The 17,977-nt window shown below is 72.0% G+C and carries 14 protein-coding genes; 5 read left to right on the top strand and 9 right to left on the bottom strand.

From position 1 onward, the window contains the following. Positions 1-111: 111 nt before the first annotated feature. Complete coding sequence (gene dacB / locus OG556_RS36615) at positions 112-1,602, top strand: D-alanyl-D-alanine carboxypeptidase/D-alanyl-D-alanine-endopeptidase (RefSeq protein WP_331744142.1); 1,491 nt, start codon at positions 112-114, stop codon at positions 1,600-1,602. A gap of 152 nt (positions 1,603-1,754) precedes the next feature. On the opposite strand, the gene OG556_RS36610 is transcribed toward dacB, so the two are convergent. The 3 genes from OG556_RS36610 to OG556_RS36600 form a co-directional block, all read right to left on the bottom strand. Further along, complete coding sequence (locus OG556_RS36610) at positions 1,755-2,954, bottom strand: alpha/beta hydrolase (protein WP_331744139.1); 1,200 nt, start codon at positions 2,952-2,954, stop codon at positions 1,755-1,757. A gap of 244 nt (positions 2,955-3,198) precedes the next feature. Further along, positions 3,199-3,870, bottom strand: a complete 672-nt coding sequence (locus OG556_RS36605; RefSeq protein ID WP_331744136.1) for a hypothetical protein — start codon at positions 3,868-3,870, stop codon at positions 3,199-3,201. A gap of 65 nt (positions 3,871-3,935) precedes the next feature. Continuing rightward, on the bottom strand, positions 3,936-4,760 hold the full coding sequence (locus OG556_RS36600) for an SAM-dependent methyltransferase (protein ID WP_331744133.1): 825 nt from the start codon (positions 4,758-4,760) through the stop codon (positions 3,936-3,938). Between the two features lie 284 nt (positions 4,761-5,044). Here OG556_RS36600 and OG556_RS36595 point away from each other — a divergent pair, with 284 nt between their 5' ends. Genes OG556_RS36595 through OG556_RS36585 form a run of 3 tightly spaced genes read left to right on the top strand, consistent with a single transcriptional unit; the run spans position 5,045 to position 10,092 of the window. After that, positions 5,045-6,550, top strand: coding sequence for a leucyl aminopeptidase (locus OG556_RS36595; protein ID WP_331744131.1), 1,506 nt, complete (start codon positions 5,045-5,047; stop codon positions 6,548-6,550). Continuing rightward, complete coding sequence (locus OG556_RS36590) at positions 6,547-8,247, top strand: AbgT family transporter (protein ID WP_331744128.1); 1,701 nt, start codon at positions 6,547-6,549, stop codon at positions 8,245-8,247. The genes OG556_RS36595 and OG556_RS36590 overlap by 4 nt, the downstream gene beginning before the upstream one ends. Before the next feature lie 36 nt (positions 8,248-8,283). Further along, entirely contained in the window at positions 8,284-10,092 is a 1,809-nt protein-coding gene (locus OG556_RS36585; protein ID WP_331744126.1) for an SLC13 family permease, read from the top strand. 6 nt (positions 10,093-10,098) lie between these two features. Here the strand turns inward: OG556_RS36585 and glsA are convergent, their stop codons facing one another. The 3 genes from glsA to OG556_RS36570 all read right to left on the bottom strand — a co-directional run bounded on the left by glsA (position 10,099) and on the right by OG556_RS36570 (position 12,145). Further along, positions 10,099-11,325: a glutaminase A gene (glsA, locus tag OG556_RS36580; RefSeq protein WP_331744125.1), complete on the bottom strand. Its 1,227-nt coding sequence runs from the start codon at positions 11,323-11,325 to the stop codon at positions 10,099-10,101. 76 nt (positions 11,326-11,401) lie between these two features. Beyond that, complete coding sequence (locus OG556_RS36575) at positions 11,402-11,710, bottom strand: SHOCT domain-containing protein (protein WP_331744123.1); 309 nt, start codon at positions 11,708-11,710, stop codon at positions 11,402-11,404. Between the two features lie 12 nt (positions 11,711-11,722). Further along, positions 11,723-12,145, bottom strand: a complete 423-nt coding sequence (locus OG556_RS36570) for a DUF6325 family protein (RefSeq protein WP_331744121.1) — start codon at positions 12,143-12,145, stop codon at positions 11,723-11,725. Between the two features lie 364 nt (positions 12,146-12,509). Between OG556_RS36570 and OG556_RS36565 the strand changes: the two genes are divergently transcribed. Beyond that, a complete protein-coding gene (locus tag OG556_RS36565; protein WP_331744119.1) occupies positions 12,510-13,049 on the top strand; it encodes a hypothetical protein in 540 nt (179 codons plus the stop codon). 122 nt (positions 13,050-13,171) lie between these two features. Here OG556_RS36565 and OG556_RS36560 read toward each other — a convergent pair whose 3' ends face one another. From OG556_RS36560 to OG556_RS36550, 3 genes are all read right to left on the bottom strand, one after another. Further along, positions 13,172-16,006, bottom strand: a complete 2,835-nt coding sequence (locus tag OG556_RS36560) for a hypothetical protein (protein WP_331744116.1) — start codon at positions 16,004-16,006, stop codon at positions 13,172-13,174. Beyond that, positions 16,003-16,137: a hypothetical protein gene (locus OG556_RS36555; protein WP_331744114.1), complete on the bottom strand. Its 135-nt coding sequence runs from the start codon at positions 16,135-16,137 to the stop codon at positions 16,003-16,005. The genes OG556_RS36560 and OG556_RS36555 overlap by 4 nt, the downstream gene beginning before the upstream one ends. 455 nt (positions 16,138-16,592) lie before the next feature. Further along, positions 16,593-17,891: an MFS transporter gene (locus tag OG556_RS36550; protein WP_371523101.1), complete on the bottom strand. Its 1,299-nt coding sequence runs from the start codon at positions 17,889-17,891 to the stop codon at positions 16,593-16,595. Between the last annotated feature and the right edge of the window lie 86 nt (positions 17,892-17,977).

The raw sequence follows: 17,977 nt of genomic DNA, 5'->3' as shown, positions 1-17,977 counted from the left end.
CGGCGTACCGCCCTGGCGCTCGCCGCTTCGATGACGGCTGCCGTGGCGATGACGGCGTGTTCCCACAACTCCACGGACAACTCGGCCTCTCCGGCACCGGGTGCTGCACGGGTGAGCGCCGACCTGCAGAAGCTCATGAGCACCGCGCCGTGGTCGTCGGGCCAGTGGGGCCTGCAGGTCGCCGATCTGCAGACGGGGAAGGTCGTCCAATCCAAGGGCGCCGATTCCCAGTTCATGACCGGTTCGACGGCCAAGACCTTCGCGGTCAGTGCTGCGCTCGATGTCCTGGGTGACGACCATCGCTTCCGTACGCCCGTGGTGCATTCGGGTACGGTCTCCGCGGACGGGCGGCTCTCCGGCGATCTCATCCTGGTCGGGAACGGCGATCTGGCACTCGGTGGGCGGACCACCGCGTCAGGCGGACTCGACGTCCCCGACTTCGACCACTACGACGCCAACGCCGTACCCGGCATGGCGACCGTCACCGAAGAGGATCCGCTGGCGGGTGTCAACGAGCTGGCCCGACAGGTCGCGGCCAGCGGAGTCCGCCATGTCGACGGCGACGTGGTGATCGACAACCGACTCTGGGATCCGGTGTCGATCGGCGGGGTGCCGATCACTCCGACCATCGTCAACGACAACCTGATCGACGTGCTCATCACGCCGGGCGCACCCGGCGAGCCGGCCAAGGTCGACTGGCGCCCGAAGACGGCCGCCTTCGGCGTCGACGCGCAGGTGACGACCACACCCGCCGGAACCAAGCCGGCGGTGACGACCGAAAGCGTGAGTCCTGGTCATATCCGGGTCCGAGGTTCCGTGCCCGCGGACGTGAAGGCCCCCTTCGTGACGACCTACCAGGTCCCCGACCCGGCGGCGTTCGCCCGCACCGTCCTCATCGAGGCACTCGCCAGAAACGGCGTCAGCGTATCCGCCCCCTCGCTGGGAGCGAACCCCGACAGCAAGCTTCCCCCGTCGGCGGAAGTGAGCTCGCTGCCCGTATCGGCGACCTACACCTCTCCGCCCTTCAAGGAGTACGCAAAGCTGATCAACAAGGTCAGCCACAATCTCGGGGCGAACCTTCTGCCGCCGCTGATGGCGGCACACAACGGGCAACGAACCTATGCGGACGGCATGAAGATCGAGAAGGAGTTCCTCGCTCACGCAGGTGTGGATCCGAATTCAGTGAGCCTCGTCGATGCCCAGGGCCTCCCCGGCGACAAGGCGACGCCGACTGCCCAGGTGGCGCTGCTGCGGCACCTGGCACGACAGGACGACTTCGACGTCTTCTACGACTCCATGCCGAGCATGGGCGTCGACGGTTCGCTCGCCGACGTCATCGAGCGCACCGATCCCGCCGCAGGACACATCCGTGCGAAGACCGGCACCCTGGTCAGTTCCTACCAGGGCAAGCTGGCCCTCGGCACGAAGGCGCTCGCAGGCTACATCGATGCGAAGGACGGCCACCGCTACGCCTTCGCGATCTACGTGAACAACATTCCGGTGCCCAGTGACTCCGTGAGCGATGCCATCGACCTCGCGCTCAAGGCCAACAAGCAACTGGGAGCGATGGCCGCCACCATCTACCAGTCGCCCAAGGCGTGATGGGCAGCCCGAGCAGGTGACCGGTTCAGCAGCCGGAGATCGTCCGGGTGATGACGACAGGCTTCTCCTGCGAACGGGACCCCTGGTTCTTGATCATCTTGCTCGACGCAAGCGATCTACCAGAGGTCCCGTTCCTCGTCGTCAGGTACTGGCTAGTACTGGAAGAGCACTTCCGGATTGTTCGGCGAGGGGCCGTCCAGCAGCGGACTGTGGATCCCCTTCAGCGCCCGGTCGAAGAACGCTGTCACGTACTCGCGGGTGATCACGATTCCACGTTCGGGGTCGAGGGGTGGCGTCGGGAACCCGGCCTCCTCTTCGAGCAGGTCCACATCGGTGAAGCTGGGGTGGTTGGCGCCGGTGACCGCCAGCCACTTCTTGTAGCCGCCGAGGGCGGCCCAGGCCTGCCCCCAGTTGTCACCACCGCCGGCCGAGTGGTAGGCGGCCGCACCCAGCATGAGGAACGGCCGGTCGATCCGGCTGGGCATCGGGGCCGGGTGGAAGCTGCCGTCCATGTTCACCCCGGCCCGAACTCGCGGGTCGGTGATCATCGTGGCGGCGGCCGCCGCTCCGCCGATGGAGTGTCCGGCCACGCCGATTTCGTGCTTGTCGATGAGGTGTGCCAGGGGCCACGCGGTATTGCCATGCGTCAACCGGTCGATCACGAAGGACACGTCCAGCGCACGGCTGGCGGTGATGGAGTCGAAGTCGAGCGTCGCCGGGTCACCGCAGATCGCGCACGGCGGCGTCTGGCCGTTCGCCAGCGTCTCGCCGCTGTCCTCGTAGGTGTGGCCGACGAGCGCGACGACGTAGCCGTGACTGGCCAGTTCGGTCGCGAGCGAGGTGAGCACCATGCGCGGGTCCCCGAACCCGGGTGAGAGGACCACCAGCGGATACTTGCCGCTCTGCGGCCGCGCGCCGTCGAAGGCGTGCGTGGTGACGCTGGAAAGGTTCTGCGGGGTGATGCCGGAGCCCGCCGGTATCTTCGCGTGCTGGATGTGTCCGGCTGCCTCGGCGAGGGTCATATAAGGGGCCGGAGTCCCGGTCCCGGGGACGGCCGGGTAGACCATCGTGACGGTCAGTTGGCGGGGGCCGGATGACGGCACCCACGGGTCGGGACGGCTCGCGTCGGTGAGGTGGATGACGTCCTCGCCGGCGGCGTGGGGGCCGGTCGGCACGGGGAGCGTGCCCTGGAAGGACCGTGCGGGCGCTGCGGCAGCTGTGACGGCGGTCGCGTGCACGGCGGACGGCGGGGTCGTGGCGGCGAGTCCGGTGCCGGTCGCGGCGACTGATGCGGCGAGACCCAGGATTGCGACGGCGCTGATACGGCGCTTGCGGTTCGAGGTGGTGTTCACGGGCACGATCCTGCCCGGCCCCGCCCTGACGCTCGATCATGCAGGTTTCCGTCTTGAGGGTGGTACTGGTTACACCCTGAGATCCCCACGGCGCGAGGTTCCCTTCACCGGCATCGTCGAGCGCCACCTTCGTCCCGCCCTACGACGAACACGACGCCAAGTCCTACCGCTGGACCTACGACGGGGTCGTCGAGTTCCATGCGGTGATGTTCACCGGCCGACGCTCCAGAAGAAGTTGATCAGCTCAGCTGTCCTCCCGAACGGTGTGGTAACCCAGCGCGCGGGCCAACGCGGCGACGGTGTCGAAGTTTGCGGTGGGCGAGAGCGCGGAGACCATTCGGCGATCGAGCGGGGCTTCCGTCAGCACGGCCGTCACCGCCTCCCGGTCGACGGAACGCTCGTGGTGGTCCTCGGCGTAGCCCACGAACGCCTCCGTACCGTCGGCGGCGGTGAGCTGGTCGAACAGCCAGTCGGCGCCGTCCGTCTCGCCGTCGGCGAACTCGACCGGTCCGCACCGCCAGTCGGTGCTGCCCGTCTCGCGCCAGGCGCACACGGTCGCGTCGAAGAAGCCCTCGAACTGGAACTCCGGCGCCTGCGCGTAGTGCGCGAGCGGGCCGGGCAGGCCGTCGAGCAGGCCGGGCCAGTGCGCGCGGTCGTCCTCCCGCCATGGAGTGGCGTCGCTCTCGTGGTCGAACCCGTAGAGGAACACCCCGGCCGGGTCGAAGACGATCGCGTACTGGTCACCGGAACCGTTGACCATGCACGCCAGGTCGACGCCCGGACGCCATTCGGCCACGTACGAGTGGTCGGGTTCGTAGGGGACGGAGACGATCGAGTCCAGCAGCGCCAGCGCCCGGCAGCGGGCGCGCAGCTCGTCGGGTCCGGGCAGGGCGGCCAGCAGGTGGTGAACAGTCATGGCGCACACTCAACAGCACGCCACTGACACTCTCCGCCCGGCCGCCTGCACGGCGTACGAGCCGGTTACGGCTTGCGGGCCAGTGCGCAGGAGATCAGCTGTTCCCACACCGTCAGGGCGGGCCCGGCCACGCCGTTCCCGGTGCCGTCGTCGCCCGGCGCGGGGTCCGGCCGCCACAGGGCGCAGGGGACCAGGCCCGGTTCGAGGAGTTCGAGGCCGTCGAACAGGCCGGTGATCTCCTCGTCGGTGCGCCAGCGGCCGCGGCCGAAGCTGGCCTGCAGCTTCTGCTCCATGAGCCGGGTCTCCTCGTTCCCGCCGGAGCGGAAGTGGGAGATGTAGACCTGACTGTCCGACGGCACCCGGTCCACCCACCAGCGCGCGAGTTCGTCGGGGCGTTCGGCATCGGTGAGGTGGTGCAGCACGGCGCTGAAGACGACGCCCACCGGCTCGTCGAAGTCGATCAACTCCTGTAGGCCGGGGTCGTGGTAGAGCTCCTCCGGCGCGCGCAGGTCCGCCCGGATCACGGTGGTGCGGTCGTCGGTGGCCAGCAGGGCCCGGCTGTGGGCGACCACGACCGGGTCGTGGTCGACGTAGACGACGCGCGCGTCCGCACGGTGCCGCTGGGCGACCTGGTGCACGTTGTCGGCGGTCGGCAGGCCGCTGCCCATGTCGACGAACTGGGAGACGCCGTCGCGGGCCATGGCCGCCACGGCGCGAACGAGGGCCCCGCGGTTGGCGAAGGCGATCGCCCGCGAACCGGGCAGGTCCCTGATGAAGAAGTCGCCGATCTCGCGGTCGACGGCGTGGTTGTCCCTGCCGCCGAGCAGGTAGTCGTAGACCCGGGCGATGTTCGGTTTCGACTGATCGTCCTCTGTGCTGCGATCGGTCACGGCAGCCGACTCCCCGTCCCTCGGACCAGTGCGGCCTCAAGCCTAGGGGTGTTCTCGCACCCCCGCCCGCGCGCCCGGGCGGGGGTGCCGGGCGTTCGTGCGTTTAGGGGGCACAGCGCGTGGCGTGTCCTGGAGACGCCCTGACCGTGCGTCTTACTGGGGAACGGCTGCTGGGACCGGCGGCCTCTGGACCGCCGCCCCCAGCAGAGGAGAGCACAGTGGCGCAGAGCAGGGCAGCCCTCGATCTCATCCCTTCGTGGAGCCGCGTTCCGAGGGTTGACGTCGTGCCGGCCCGGGATCCGTCGGCGGTGCGGGATCCGGAGGCGGTGGGGCTGCCGGTGGTCCAGGGGGCGGTGGCGGTGCCGGCGTGGATCGGGATCGGGCCGGGGGCCGTGGAGGCCGCCGGGATGACGGGGGCGGTGGGCAAGGTGCTGCTGGTGCCCCGGGAGGAGGGGCCGGACGTCGTGCTCTACGGGACGGGGCCGGAGGGTGCGGCCGGTCCGGATGTGCTGAGGGACGCCGGGGCGGCCGTGGCGCTCGCGGTGCCGGGCCGTTCGCGGCTGGCCGTCGTGGTGCCGTCCGGGGCGGGTGCGACGCCGGGGGAGGCGGCGCAGGCGTTGGTGGAGGGGGTGCTGCTGGCCCGTTACGGCTTCGATCCGCTCAAGCGTGAGCCGTCCGGCACGGCGCTGGAGGCTGTCACGGTCGTGGCGGATTCGGATTCGGAGTCGGACTTGCGCGAGGCCGTCGAGCGCGGGGTGTGGCTGGCCCGCGCGACGATGCTGGCCCGGGACCTGGCCAGCGCGCCGCCCAGCCTGCTGACCGCGCCGGACCTGGCCGAGGTCGCGGTGCGGCTCGGCGCGCAGTGCGGCCTGAAGGTGGAGGTGTTCGGGCAGCGGGAGCTGGAGGAGCTGGGCTGCGGCGGCCTGCTGGGCGTGAACCGGGGCGGCGTGGACGAAGCCCGCATGATCAAGCTCACCTACCTGCCCTCCGGCGCCGGTGACGGGACGCCCCGGCTGGCCCTGGTGGGCAAGGGCATCACGTACGACTCCGGGGGCATCAGCCTCAAGCCCGCCGACGCCGTGCACGCGACGATGAAGAACGACATGTCCGGTGCCGGGGCGATCCTGGCGGCCCTGTGCGTCCTGGCCGGGCTCGGCTGCCGGACGGCCGTGACGGGCTACCTGATGTGCACGGACAACATGCCCTCGGGCTCGGCGCTCAAGCTGGGCGACGTGCTGTGGATGCGCGGCGGCACGAGCGTGGAGGTGGTCAACGCCGACGCGGAGGGCCGCCTGGTCATGGCGGACGCCCTGGTCCTGGCCGGCGAGGAGCCGGGGGACGCGATCGTGGACATCGCCACCCTGACCGGCGCGTGTCTGCGGGCGCTCGGCGCCGAGACCGCGGGCGTGTTCGGCAACGCCCAGCCGCTGGTCGACCAGGTCCTGGACGCCGCCGCCCGCACCGGCGAGCCGGCCTGGCAGCTGCCGCTGTCGCGGCGCTACCGGCCCGAGCTGGACTCGGAGGTGGCGGACCTGAAGAACATGGGCGGCCCCAACGGCGGGGCGATCCATGCCGCGCTGTTCCTGGAGGAGTTCGTCGCCGGCCGCCCCTGGGCGCACATCGACATCGCCGGTCCGGCTCAGAACGACAAGCCGAGCGGCTGGCGCACCAAGGGCTGCACCGGCTTCGGCGCGCGCCTGCTCGCAGAGCTCGCGCTGGCCTTCACCCCTCCGTCGGCGGCCGCGCGGACCGACTCGACCCGCTCGATCAGTGAAGAGGCCGGCTGGTGAGCGCCCTCGCCCACGCCCAGGCCGACGGCCCGCAGGACAAGAGCGCCACCGCCTCCGGGAACGGGAAGTCCGGCGGCGGGTCGGGGCGCGTCCTGGACGCCATCGAGAAGATCGGGAACAAGGTCCCGCACCCGGCCATCATCTTCCTGCTGCTGTGCGTCGTGGTGATCGTGCTGTCGGCGGTCCTGGCCGCGTTCGACGTCCACGTCACCAGCGAGACGGTCAAGTCCGTGCCCTACCCGGCCACGCAGGTCCACGAGGGCGGCACCGAGTACCCGGGCACCCACCTGCCGCCGGAGTCGACGTACACCCACCGCTACGAGACCGTCGTCGAGACGACGAAGGTCGAGAGCCTGCTGTCCGGCGACGGCGTCCGGTTCCTGTTCACCTCCGCGGCGCACAACTTCAACGACTTCGGCGTCATCGCGGTCATCCTCGTCATCATGGTCGGCGTCGGGCTCGCGGAGGAGGCCGGACTGATCGCGGCCCTGATCCGACGCCTGGTCAGGATCTCGCCACCGGAGACCCTCACCGCGATCATCGTCTTCGCCGGCATCCTGTCCAGCATCGCCTCCGACGCCGGCTACCTCGTCCTCATCCCGCTGGGGGCGGTCGCCTTCATCAGCGCCGGACGCCACCCGCTCGCCGGGATCGCCGCGGCCTTCGGCGGGGTCAGCGCGGCCTTCAGCGTCAACCTGCTCATCGCCCCGATCGACGGCATCATGACCGAGATCACCAACCAGGCGATCCGGCTCGTCAACCCCGGCCAGTCCCTCAACCTGACCGCGAACTACTACTTCGCGATCGGCTCCACGCTGTTCCTCACCATCGTCATCACCTTCGTCACCGAACGCATCATCGAACCCCGCCTGGGCCCCTGGCAGCCGCGGGACACCCCCGCCGTCGCGGACAGCGAGGAGCCCTCCGTCGACACCGCGGCCGAGGCCCGGGGGCTGCGCTACGCCGGCCTCTCGCTGATCGCGCTCGTGGTGGCGGTCACGCTGCTCGCGTTCATCCCCGGCGCGCCGCTGCGCAACCCGGAGACGGGGAGCCTGTTCGAGGACTCGCCGTTCATGGACGGCCTGATCGTCATCATCATGATCGCGTTCCTGGTGATGGGCCTGGCCTTCGGCGCGGGCGCCAAGACCTTGCGCGGCAGCGCCGCCGCGATGGACGCGATCACCAAGACCTTCGCCGGGCTCGGCGGCCTGATCTTCCTGCTGCTGATCATCGCCCAGTTCATCTCGTACTTCAATTACAGCAACATCGCCACGGTGGTCGCCGTGCAGCTCGCGGACCAGCTGGAGAGCGCGAACATCGGCGCGATCTGGCTCCTGATCGCCTTCATCCTGTTGACCTACGTCATCAACCTGATCATCCCCGGCATCATCCCCAAGTGGGCGATCTTCGCGCCGATCTTCGTACCCCTGTTCATCCGCCTCGGCGTCGCGCCGCAGACCGTGCTGGCCGCCTACCGGGTCGGCGACTCCCCGACGAACGTCGTCACCCCGCTGATGGTCTACCTGCCGTTCATCGTCCTGCAGTGCCAGAAGTTCAGGAAGCAGGCCGGCGTCGGCACCGTCATCTCCCTGATGCTCCCCTACACGGTCGTCGTGGCGGTGGCCTGGCTGCTGTTCTTCGTCGCGTGGTACGCCATCGGCATCCCGATGGGGCCGGGCGCACCCGTCAGCCAGTGAGCCGGCGCCCGCCCCTCCCACCGGCGGGGTGAGACGGTGAGCGACGCCGCCCTGTGCCTGCTCGTGCTGGCCGTGGTCATCGCCCTGTTCGTGTGGAACCGGTGGCCCGTCGAGCTCGTCGCGCTCGGCTCCGCCCTGCTGCTGCCGGCCGTCGGGCTGCTGCCCGCCGACCGGGTCTTCGCCGGGTTCGGCGATCCGGTGGTCGCCCTCGTCGCCGCCCTCTTCGTGCTCAGCACCGCCCTCCAGGCCACCGGCGTCACGACCTGGGCGGGCCGGGCACTGGCGGCGCTCGCCGGCACCGGCGAGCGCCGCCTGCTCGTCCTCACCATGCTCGCGGCCGCCCTGCTCACGGCCCTGATCACGGTCAACGGAGCCGTCGCGGCTCTGCTGCCGATGACCGTGCTGCTCGCCGTCCGCCACCGTCTGCCCGTCTCCAGGCTCGCGATGCCGCTGGCCTTCGCCGCACACGCCGGCTCGCTGCTGCTCCTCATCGGGTCACCCATCAACGTGATCGTCTCCGAGAGCGCGGCAGCGGCCGGCGCCCGGCCCTTCGGGTTCTTCGAGTTCGCGGTGGTGGGACTCCCGGTGCTGGCCGGCACCGTCGCCATCTGCGCGTTCCTCGGGCGGGCCCTGCTGCCCGCCCGCACACCCGACGCCCTCCCGGCCGACCTGAGCCGGCACGCCCGCACCCTGATCGACCACTACGCGCTGACCCGCGACTCGGCCGCCCGGCAGGTCCCGCAGGGCTCGGACGCGATCGGCGCGTCGGTCGAGCAGCTCGCCGCCACGGCCCGGGACGGGGTGCTGGTACTCGGAGCCATGACCGCCGACGGCCACGACCCACGGGGCACCGGGCCCCTCGCCGCCGGGGACATCGTCATCCTCCGGGGCACCCCGGCCGCCATCGACGGTTTCAGCGACCGCCACCGCTTGGAGCCCCTGCCCCCGCCGCTGGACGACCACCTCGCGAGCGTCCTCCTGGACCAGCACACGGGCCTGCTCGAACTCGTCGTCAGCCCGCGTTCCTCCTTCGCGGGCATGACCGCCTTCGCCGGGATGGCCGACCGCACCGGCGACCTGGCCCTCCTCGCCGTGCACCGCCAGGACCGACCCGTGGGCCCCCAGCCCCTGACGCTCGCTCCGGGCGACCACCTGCTGCTCCGCGGCCGGTGGGACGAACTCGAGCGCGCCAGTGCCCGCCCCGGTGTGCTGGCCGTCGACCAGCCCTCCGGCATCCGCGGGCAGGCCGCCCCGCCAGGGGGTGCCGCCGTGCGCGCCCTCGCCGTGCTCGGCGGCATGATCGCTCTGCTCGCCTCCGGCGCCACGCCGCCGGCCGTCGCCGCGACCCTCGCGGCGCTGCTCCTGGTCGCCCTTGGCGTGGTGCGCGTCGACCAGGCCTACGGCGGCATCTCCTGGACCACCCTGGTCATCGTCGGCGGCATGTTCCCGCTCTCCGAGGCCATGAAGTCCTCCGGAGCGGCGGAGGAGGTCGCCCACCTCGTCGTCACCGCGGCCTCCGGCAACGGCCGGCTGCTGCTGCTCGCGGTGTTCCTCCTCACCGCCGTCCTGGGCCAGTTCATCAGCAACATGGCGACCGCGCTGATCGTCGCCCCGATCGCCGTCAACGCCGCCGGCGATGCCGGGGTCTCCGTCCTGCCCGTCCTGATGTGCGTCGCGGTCCCCGCCGCGGCGGCCCTGCTCACCCCGGTGGCCACCGCCGCGAACCTCATGGTCATGAGCCCCGGCGGCTACCGGTTCGGTGACTACTGGCGGCTCGGCCTGCCGGTCCTGCTCTGGTACCTCGTCGTCGCCATGACCGTCGTTCCCCTGGTCTGGCCGCTGTGAGGACGGCTAATCAGCCGGGGCGTCGCTCCGGCCTGCGGACGGCCCCCGGACCAGGCCCGCGGGGTCGACGAAGCGCACCGTCGTCCGGGCCCGGAGGCCGGCGGCGCAGTCGGCCAGCAGCCTGCGGGCGATCGGGCGCACGGCGGTGACGTGGGAGAGGTCGACCGTGACCAGCGGCCGGGGCTGATCGCGGGCCAGCCGGCGGACGCGGTGGACGATCTCCTCGGCGGCCGCGAAACCGAGGTCGCCCAACAGCTCCAGGTGGTGCGCGCCGTGGTCGGTGCGCACCGCCTGGAGCGGTGAGCGCGCGCGCTCGGTGTGCCGCAGGACGTGCAGGCCCAGTTCGGCGGACAGCTCCCGCAGGACGGCGCTCGCGCGGACGCTGTTGCCCCGAGGGTCCAGCGGCGGGCTGAACACGCCGACGCCGAACTGACCGGGGCTCACGGCACAGACCCCTCCGCCGACGCCGCTCTTGGCGGGCAGGCCCACTCTCAGCATCCATTCGCCGCTGTGGTCGTACATGCCGCAGGTGGCCATGACCGACAGCGTCGCGCTCGCCGCGTCGGCGTCCACGACGCTGCGCCCGGTCACCGGGTTGCGCCCGCCGTTGGCCAGCGTGGCGCCCATGACGGCCAGGTCGACGGCGGTGACCTCGATCGCGCACTGGCGGAAGTACACGTCGCAGGCCTGCTGGGCCGGGCGCTCCAGCACGCCCTGGGAGAGCGTGAGGTAGGCCAGCGCCCGGTTGCGGTCCCCGGTGGCGGCCTCCGACCGGTAGACGTCCTCGTCGACCGTCAGCCGGCGGCCGGCGAAGCCCGACAGGGTGTCGCGGATCCGTTCGAACGCGGTCTCGGAGTCTCCGCCGATCAGCGCGGTCGTCACGATCGCCCCGGCGTTGATCAGCGGGTTCGCCGGGCGCCCGGTGCCCGCCTCCAGGCTGATCGCGTTGAACGGCTCCCCGCTCGGCTCGAACCCGACCCTCCTGGCCACCTCCGCCAGGCCCAGCTCCGACAGTGCCAGCGAGTACACGAAGGGCTTCGAGACCGACTGGATCGTGAAGGCGGCCGACGCGTCACCGGCCTGGTAGGCGTGGCCCTGGACGCTGACCATGGCGAGGCCGAAGGCGTGCGGGTCGGCGCGGGCGAGTTCGGGGATGTAGCGGGCGACGTCACCGGCGGTGTCGGCGCGGTGCCGTTCGACGAGTTCGGCGAGCACCGCCGTCACGGGCTCCATCACCGCACCACGGCGGCGCGGCGCGCGGGCCCGGTCGGGCCCTGCCCCCGTGCGGGAACCGTCGGGCGGAGGGGGTTCACGAGGTGAGCAGGCGTTGCTTGGCCGCCGTGAACTCGTCGTCGGTCAGCATCCCGCTCTGCCGCAGTTCGACGAGGCGTTCGAGCTGGGCGAGTGTCTGGTCGTTCGATCCGGCGTTCGGCGCGGCCTGAGGTGCAGGCGCGGGTGCGGGCGGCGGTGGTGCCGGGGCCGCCTGCGCGGTGGCCTGCTGGTGCCGGGCGGCGACCCGGCTCGACACGGAGGTGGCGGTCCCGGCGATGACGGCGGTGCGGGCGGCGGTGCCGATGAGCCCCGGGCGTCCGCTGCGCGACAGACGGCGGCCGATCATGACAGCCTCCTTCTAGAGTCCGATCGCGGCGAGGTCGGCCGCCACCACGGTGTGCGGCACGTGCTCGCGCGTGACCAGGATCCCGTCCGCGTCGTCGAGCGCCCGCAGCAGCGGCGCGGCCCAGCGGTGCTCCCAGACGATGATCGCCGCCGAGCACCCCGCCGGGATCTCGTCGCAGATGCTGGCCAGGTCCTCGTCGCTCAGCAGGCCCATGATCTCGCCGTCCAGCTCGGCGAACCCGGCGGCTTCGTCGCTGTCCAGGGCATCGAGTTCGAGGACGCGGACCGCGCCCTGCTCGTCCCTCTTGATGAAGGTGAGGTCGAGGATGCGGATGATCCCCTCGGAGGTCAGGCGCCTGAGCTCCGGCAGGATCGCCCCCCGGAACCGGTTGCCCGGAAAGGCCATGACGGCGTACTCGACCGGTCCGACGTCCATGGCGTCACGCCCCTTCCGCATCGCGTCCCGCCCGTACCCTCATCCTCCGCCGCCCCGAGCGCCGTCGCGACCGCGCGGACGGCTCACCCGTACTGATGACGTTCTGAGGGCGAACCGTTGACGGGTGGAACCGGATCGCCGAGGCCGCACCGCCGCCCCCGGCGATCCGCCGTACCACCGGGACCTGCGGAATGCCGCCGCGGCCGGGTGAGCGCGGGCGGCCCGCCGGGGCGTGGGCGAGGGGCGGGAACGGGCGCCCGGCCGCAACGGGGAGCGGTACCGTCGGGCGGGTGACCCGACCGGCCGAAGAACCCTGCGACCGGACCTGCCGCGCACCCGCCGCGGCCGTGTGAGGAGGAGTCCCGTGTCATCGCCTTGTGACCCCCGATACGCCGCCGTCGGCGATGTGAGCACCGCGCTCATGATGATCGACTCCCGGCTCAAGGCCATCTACGACGGTAGGACCGGGACGGACCCCGAACAGCAGCGGCTGGTCGACGAGTTCGCCGCAGCCGTGGGCCCCGAAGAGTTCAACGCGCTGCTGGACGGCGCGTGCACGCTCATCTACCTGTTCATGAACTGGCTGCGGTCGGCCTGCGAGGAGCACGACAAGGACGTCATCGAGCACGTGGTGCCCACCCTCGTGGCCACGATGCGGATGATGCCCAGGACCTTCCGCCCCGAGGTCATCCCCACCATGGCCGGCCTGGTGATCGCCGCTGGCAGCGGCCTGAGCCCCAACCTGTGGCGCGCGCAGTACGGGCCCTGGACGGACGCCGAGATGAACCCCCTGGAAGCCACGGCCACCCTGCTCGCGGAGCACGTCAACCGGGTGTCCGGCGACGACCACGACTTCGCCACCCGCCTGATCACCGACGCCCTGTCCAAGCTGGACCAGGACTGAGGCGCGGCCAGAACGCGGTGGCGCGTCGGACAGCCCGGGAGCAGTCCGACGCGCCCGCGTTCCCCCGACCACGGGGTCGGGGGCCGGTCAGCCGGTGATCGCGGAGAGCCGCCGTCGCGGTGTCACGACTGCTCGCCCGCCCGCAGTTCGGTGGCGATCTGGCGCCGGCCGGCGACCAGCGTCTCCAGCACCACCCCGAGGCCGACCAGCAGGGCCAGGCCCGCGGTGGGCAGCAGCACCGGCATCAGCGTGGGGGTGACGACCTCCCCGACCCTGGCGCCGACCAGGGTCGAGATGTCGAACGCGCCGCCCAGCAGGGCGACCGCCGCCACCGCGACCAGCCCGCCGCCGACGGCGGCCGCCAGGGTCTGCGGCAGCGCCTCGGCGACGATCAGTGCCAGCCCCTGGCGGGGCCGCAGGCCCATGGTGCGCAGCCGGGCGAGCACGGCCGTGCGGTCGGGTGCGGCCCGGAACAGCGTCAGCAGCACGGCGAGCAGGGCGAACCCGGCGCCGGCGGCACCCGAGTACCAGAACAGCCGCCCGGCGGCGTGCTGCAGCGGGTCGTTGCCGAGCTCGGCCGTGGTCTCCCGGCTGCTGTGCACCGTGTACCCCGCGGGCAGGCCGCCGACGGCCTTGCCGACGGCCGCGGCGTCGTCCGCGATCATCTTGGCCAGGCCGGTCGGCTCGACCCCGCCGTTGTTCCGCAGCGCCGCCCTGACCCCGTCGGGGTCGACCTCGCCGACGGCGAACCACTTGTTCACCCGCTTGGCGTCGGGCAGTCGCTCCCAGGCGGGGCCGGCGGGAACGACGACGAACGGCTTGCCCGGGTCCGGCAGGGCGGGGGTGGCGCCGACCGTCCCGGCGACGGCGAGGCGCAGGTCGTTGCCGTTGGGCGTGCGCACCTGGGACGCCCCTGCGGTCAGGCGCTCGGTCAGGTCGCGGCTGACCAGCGCGGGCACCGGGGTGTCCCGGCCGCCGGGCGCCCCGGCCAGCTTCGCCGGATCGAACTCGCCGGCCCCGAGGGTCCGGGCGATCTCGGCGTACGCCGCCGGATCGGTCACCATCACCAGGTAGGCCTCGATGTAGCGCTGGTCGGCGCCGGCGATGCGGGCGCTGGGCTCGACCCAGGCCGCGGTCGAGGCCCGCACGCCCGGCAGGGCGTCGGCGGTCTGGGTGAACGACTCGGACAGGGTGGCGTAGCCCGGGAGGGAGACGCCGATGTCCCCGCCCGTGGCGATGCGCGCGGCGCGGGTCCGCGAGTGATCGACGGTGTCGAGCACGGTGGCGCCGAAGCCGGTCGTGGTGACGGCGATGACCAGGGCGAGCAGCGGCAGGGCGGAGGGCCGGCGGCGGCCCGAGTTGTCGCGGGCGGCGCGGGCCAGGCCGAGGAAGCCGATCAGGCCGCGACCCCGGCCGACGAGGGCGGCCAGCCAGCCGACCACCACCGGCTCGACCCGGGCCAGCAGCAGCCCGCCGGTGACGGCGAGCAGGAGCGGGGCGGCCACCAGCAGTGGGTCCAGCCCGGAGCCGGTGCCGACGCCCCGGTGCCGGACCTCGGCCACGGCTGCGGCGGTGACCGCCAGGACGGCGAGTTCGCCGACCAGGCGGCGTCGGCCGCCGCCCGCCCGCCGGCGTGCCCACAGCAGGGCCGCGCGGGCCGGGAAGGCCAGCAGTGCGATCAGGGCCGCGACGAGGGCCGCCAGTACCGAGCGGTCCCACCGGGGGGTAGGTAGCAGTACCAGGGCGAGGGCCGTCGCGAGTACGGCGGCGGGCAGGACGGTGACGGCACCCTCGCCGATCAGCCGTCGCAGCACCCCGCGACGGGAGCCGCCGCGGGCTTGGAGCAGCCTGATCTCGGCGGCGCGCCGGTCGGTGGTGAGGGCGGCGGCCAGGAACAGCACCACGGTGGCGACGCCCGCGACGGCGGCCGGGCCGATCGTGCTGAGCGGCAGCGAGGCCTGGTAGCGGTCGTCCGCCCGGCTGAGGATCTCGGGAAGGCCCGAGGAGGTGTGCAGGTCGGCACGGCGGGTGGCGTCGGCCAGGGCGGTGGCGTCGCGCCCGGTCTGGAAGGAGCTGAGGATGCCGCGGGTGCGGTCGAGCCGGTCGGCGTGCAGCGAGGCGGCGTCGACGGGCAGCCGCCAGAAGTTCTCGGCGTTCGAACCCCAGCGGGCCAGCGCGGGCAGGCTGTCGCCGTCGACGAATCCGCTGGTCATCCAGTGCTCGTGCTCGGGTTCGGCCCTCAGACAGGCGCGGGCCGGGCAGCCGAGCTCCTCCCAGAACGGGTCCTGGGGGTCGTTGATCCGGTAGAGGCCGACCACCACGGTGGTCCGCTTGGCGCCCGAACCCTCGGTGCCGTTGTCGATGACGTCACCGAGCTTGATGTGGATGCTCTCGGCGGCCTTCTTGCTGATCACGATCGGCAGCGGAGCGCCGGCGGCGGCGGGGGTCGGCCAGGTGCCGTCGGTGAGGGTGGCCCGGGCGGCCAGGTCGTGCAGGTAGAGCAGGCCGAGGACCGGGTCGGTCCTCCTTTCCGCGAACCGGTCGTACTCCGGATTGCCCATGCCGCGGTCGCCCACGGCGCGGGCGCCGTGGGCCTGGCCCGGCTGGGTCAGCGTCAGCTGTCGGCCGACCAGCTCGGTGAGCTGTTGCTGCACCCGGTCGAGTTCGGCGGCCTTGTCGTCGTCCCGGGTCTTGGACGTGGTCTGCAGGCTGGTCTGGTTGAAGCCCTTCTGACCGACGAAGTCCTGGAGCGCCGTGTCCGCTCCCCGGTCCGCGACGCGGGGGAAGGCCGCCGCGAGGAAGACGGCGACGAACGCCAGGGCCGCCATGAGCAGCGCGGCCAGGGGATTCGCCCGCAGCCTGGTGCGGACCCAGCCCGCGGGGCGGTGGGGTGTCCCGGGAGCTGCCCCGGGGATGGGCGCGGTGGTGGGCACGGTGGTGCCGGTCTGGGGGGTCACATCTCCTCCACGTGGCGCGGCCGGGTGGCCACGTCCCGACGGCGGCGTCCGATGAGGAAGGCCGACAGCGGCGGGGCGGCAGCCGCCAGCGGCAGTCGCCCGCGCGGTCGGCGCACGACGAAGCCGAGCATCAGGTTCTCCCCCCGGTCGCATCCCGGCCCACCCGTTGATCCGATCCAGGCACATCTCGGCCGTGGACGGATACCCGTGGGCGCACCGGCGCAGTGATCACCGACATTCGGTCGCCGGATAGCGGACGATGCTGTCAGATTCGCTCCGGGAACGGAAGGGATTCGGGCGAATCAAGTAAGCAAGGGGCAAATGCCATGCACACTTCACAATTCTGGTATTGCCGCACTCCTTTGACCAGGGGGAATTCCTTGCCCGAATCTTCTGCTCGGGACCGTGAACCCGTGAGCCGCTACATCCGTTGGCCGAGGCCACCACCGGCCCGGCGGTGGCCTCGGCCGAACCCGTTTCGGATGAGGTTCGATAACGATGTTCCGTCGCATTGTCCGAGAAATCCGGGGTTTCAGCCGGAAAGCGCGGTCATTCGAGATCGTCGGCCGCCATCGGCGGACAGGGCCTATAAGACGAGGGGATCCGGGTCCTTCGCCGCCGGATGGTCCTCCGAGGCCGTGGTGCTCAGCGCGCGGGCCTCGCGGTCGAGGGCCAGGTGGAGGCCGACGGCCAGCATGGGGATCGCGGCCAGCACGAACGCCCACTGTATGTCCCAGCCGACCAGCAGGCCCATGGCCGCGATGGAGAGCGGCTCCAGCGTGGCCCGGGGCAGTTCCATCACGCTGCTGACCCGGCCCAGCACGTCCGTCGGGGTCCTGGTCTGGATGAACGTCGGCAGCGCGACGTCGCTGGAGTAGGCGACGCCGATCCCCAGCAGGGTGAGCACCACCGCCGCGCTCCACACGCTGGGAAGGAAGCCCAGCAGCACGAAGGCGGTCCCCTCGCAGAGCGTCATCCCGATGATGAGCAGCCCCCAGCGGCGCGGCAGCCCGGTGAAGACCGCGCCGATGGTGCCGATCAGCTGCCCCAGCCCCCAGGCGGACAGCAGGACGCCCAGCGCGAGCGAGCCCTGGGGGAAGGTCTTGGCCAGCGCGGGCAGCCCCACGCTGAAGAGACCGCTGTAGCTGAGGGCGGCCGCGCCGATCAGCAGGAGGACGGTGCGGATCTCCCGGCTGCGTCCGGCGTAGCGGAGCCCTTCGACGATCTCCCGGCGGATCGCCGTGAACGACTTGGCGCCCTCGTCGGCCTCGCCCGCCTGGTCGGAGGCCTGGTCGCCCGCCTGGTCGGCCGGTTGTCTGCGGGGTGCGCCGAAGACCGTCAGGGCGGCGAAGAAGAAGGTGAAGGCGTTGAGCAGGATGGTGGTCGACGTCCCCACCGCGGTCACCAGGGCGCCGCCCAGGATCGGTCCCAGCAGCCGGGCCCCCTGCTCTCCGAAGCCGACGAGCGCGTTGCCCCGGGCGAGGTGCTCGGGCGGCAGGAGGGAGGGGATGATGCTGCCGGCGGCGGGCCAGAAGAACGCTTCGGCGATGCCGGTGAGCGCGCCGAGGGCGTAGAGGTGCCACGTGCTCACGTGGTCCGTCAGGGCGATCAGCCCCAGTGTGGCGACGGCGAGCCCCCTGAGCGTGTGGGAGCAGAACATGACGGCGCGCGGGGACAGCCGGTCGGTGACCGCGCCGCCCACCAGCATCAGCACGCCCCGGGGGACGGCCTGGACGAGCAGGATCGTGGCCAGCGTGGTCGTCGATCCGGTCTCGTTCAGGATCAGCCAGATGAAGGCGACCTCGAAGCTGTAGTCCCCCACCAGGGAGACGGTCTCGCCCAGCCACACCCGCCGGAAGGGCCGGTGTTTCAGTGGCTGTCGCACCTTGTCGAGCATCGACTACCTCTCTGCTGTTCCACTTTTCCACGATGAAGGACTGGGGGGCACTGCGGGGCACCTGCTCTTCGACG

It is taken from the genome of Kitasatospora sp. NBC_01300, assembly GCF_041435235.1.
Taxonomy (GTDB): domain Bacteria; phylum Actinomycetota; class Actinomycetes; order Streptomycetales; family Streptomycetaceae; genus Kitasatospora.
This window is presented reverse-complemented; position numbering and strand designations above follow the sequence as displayed.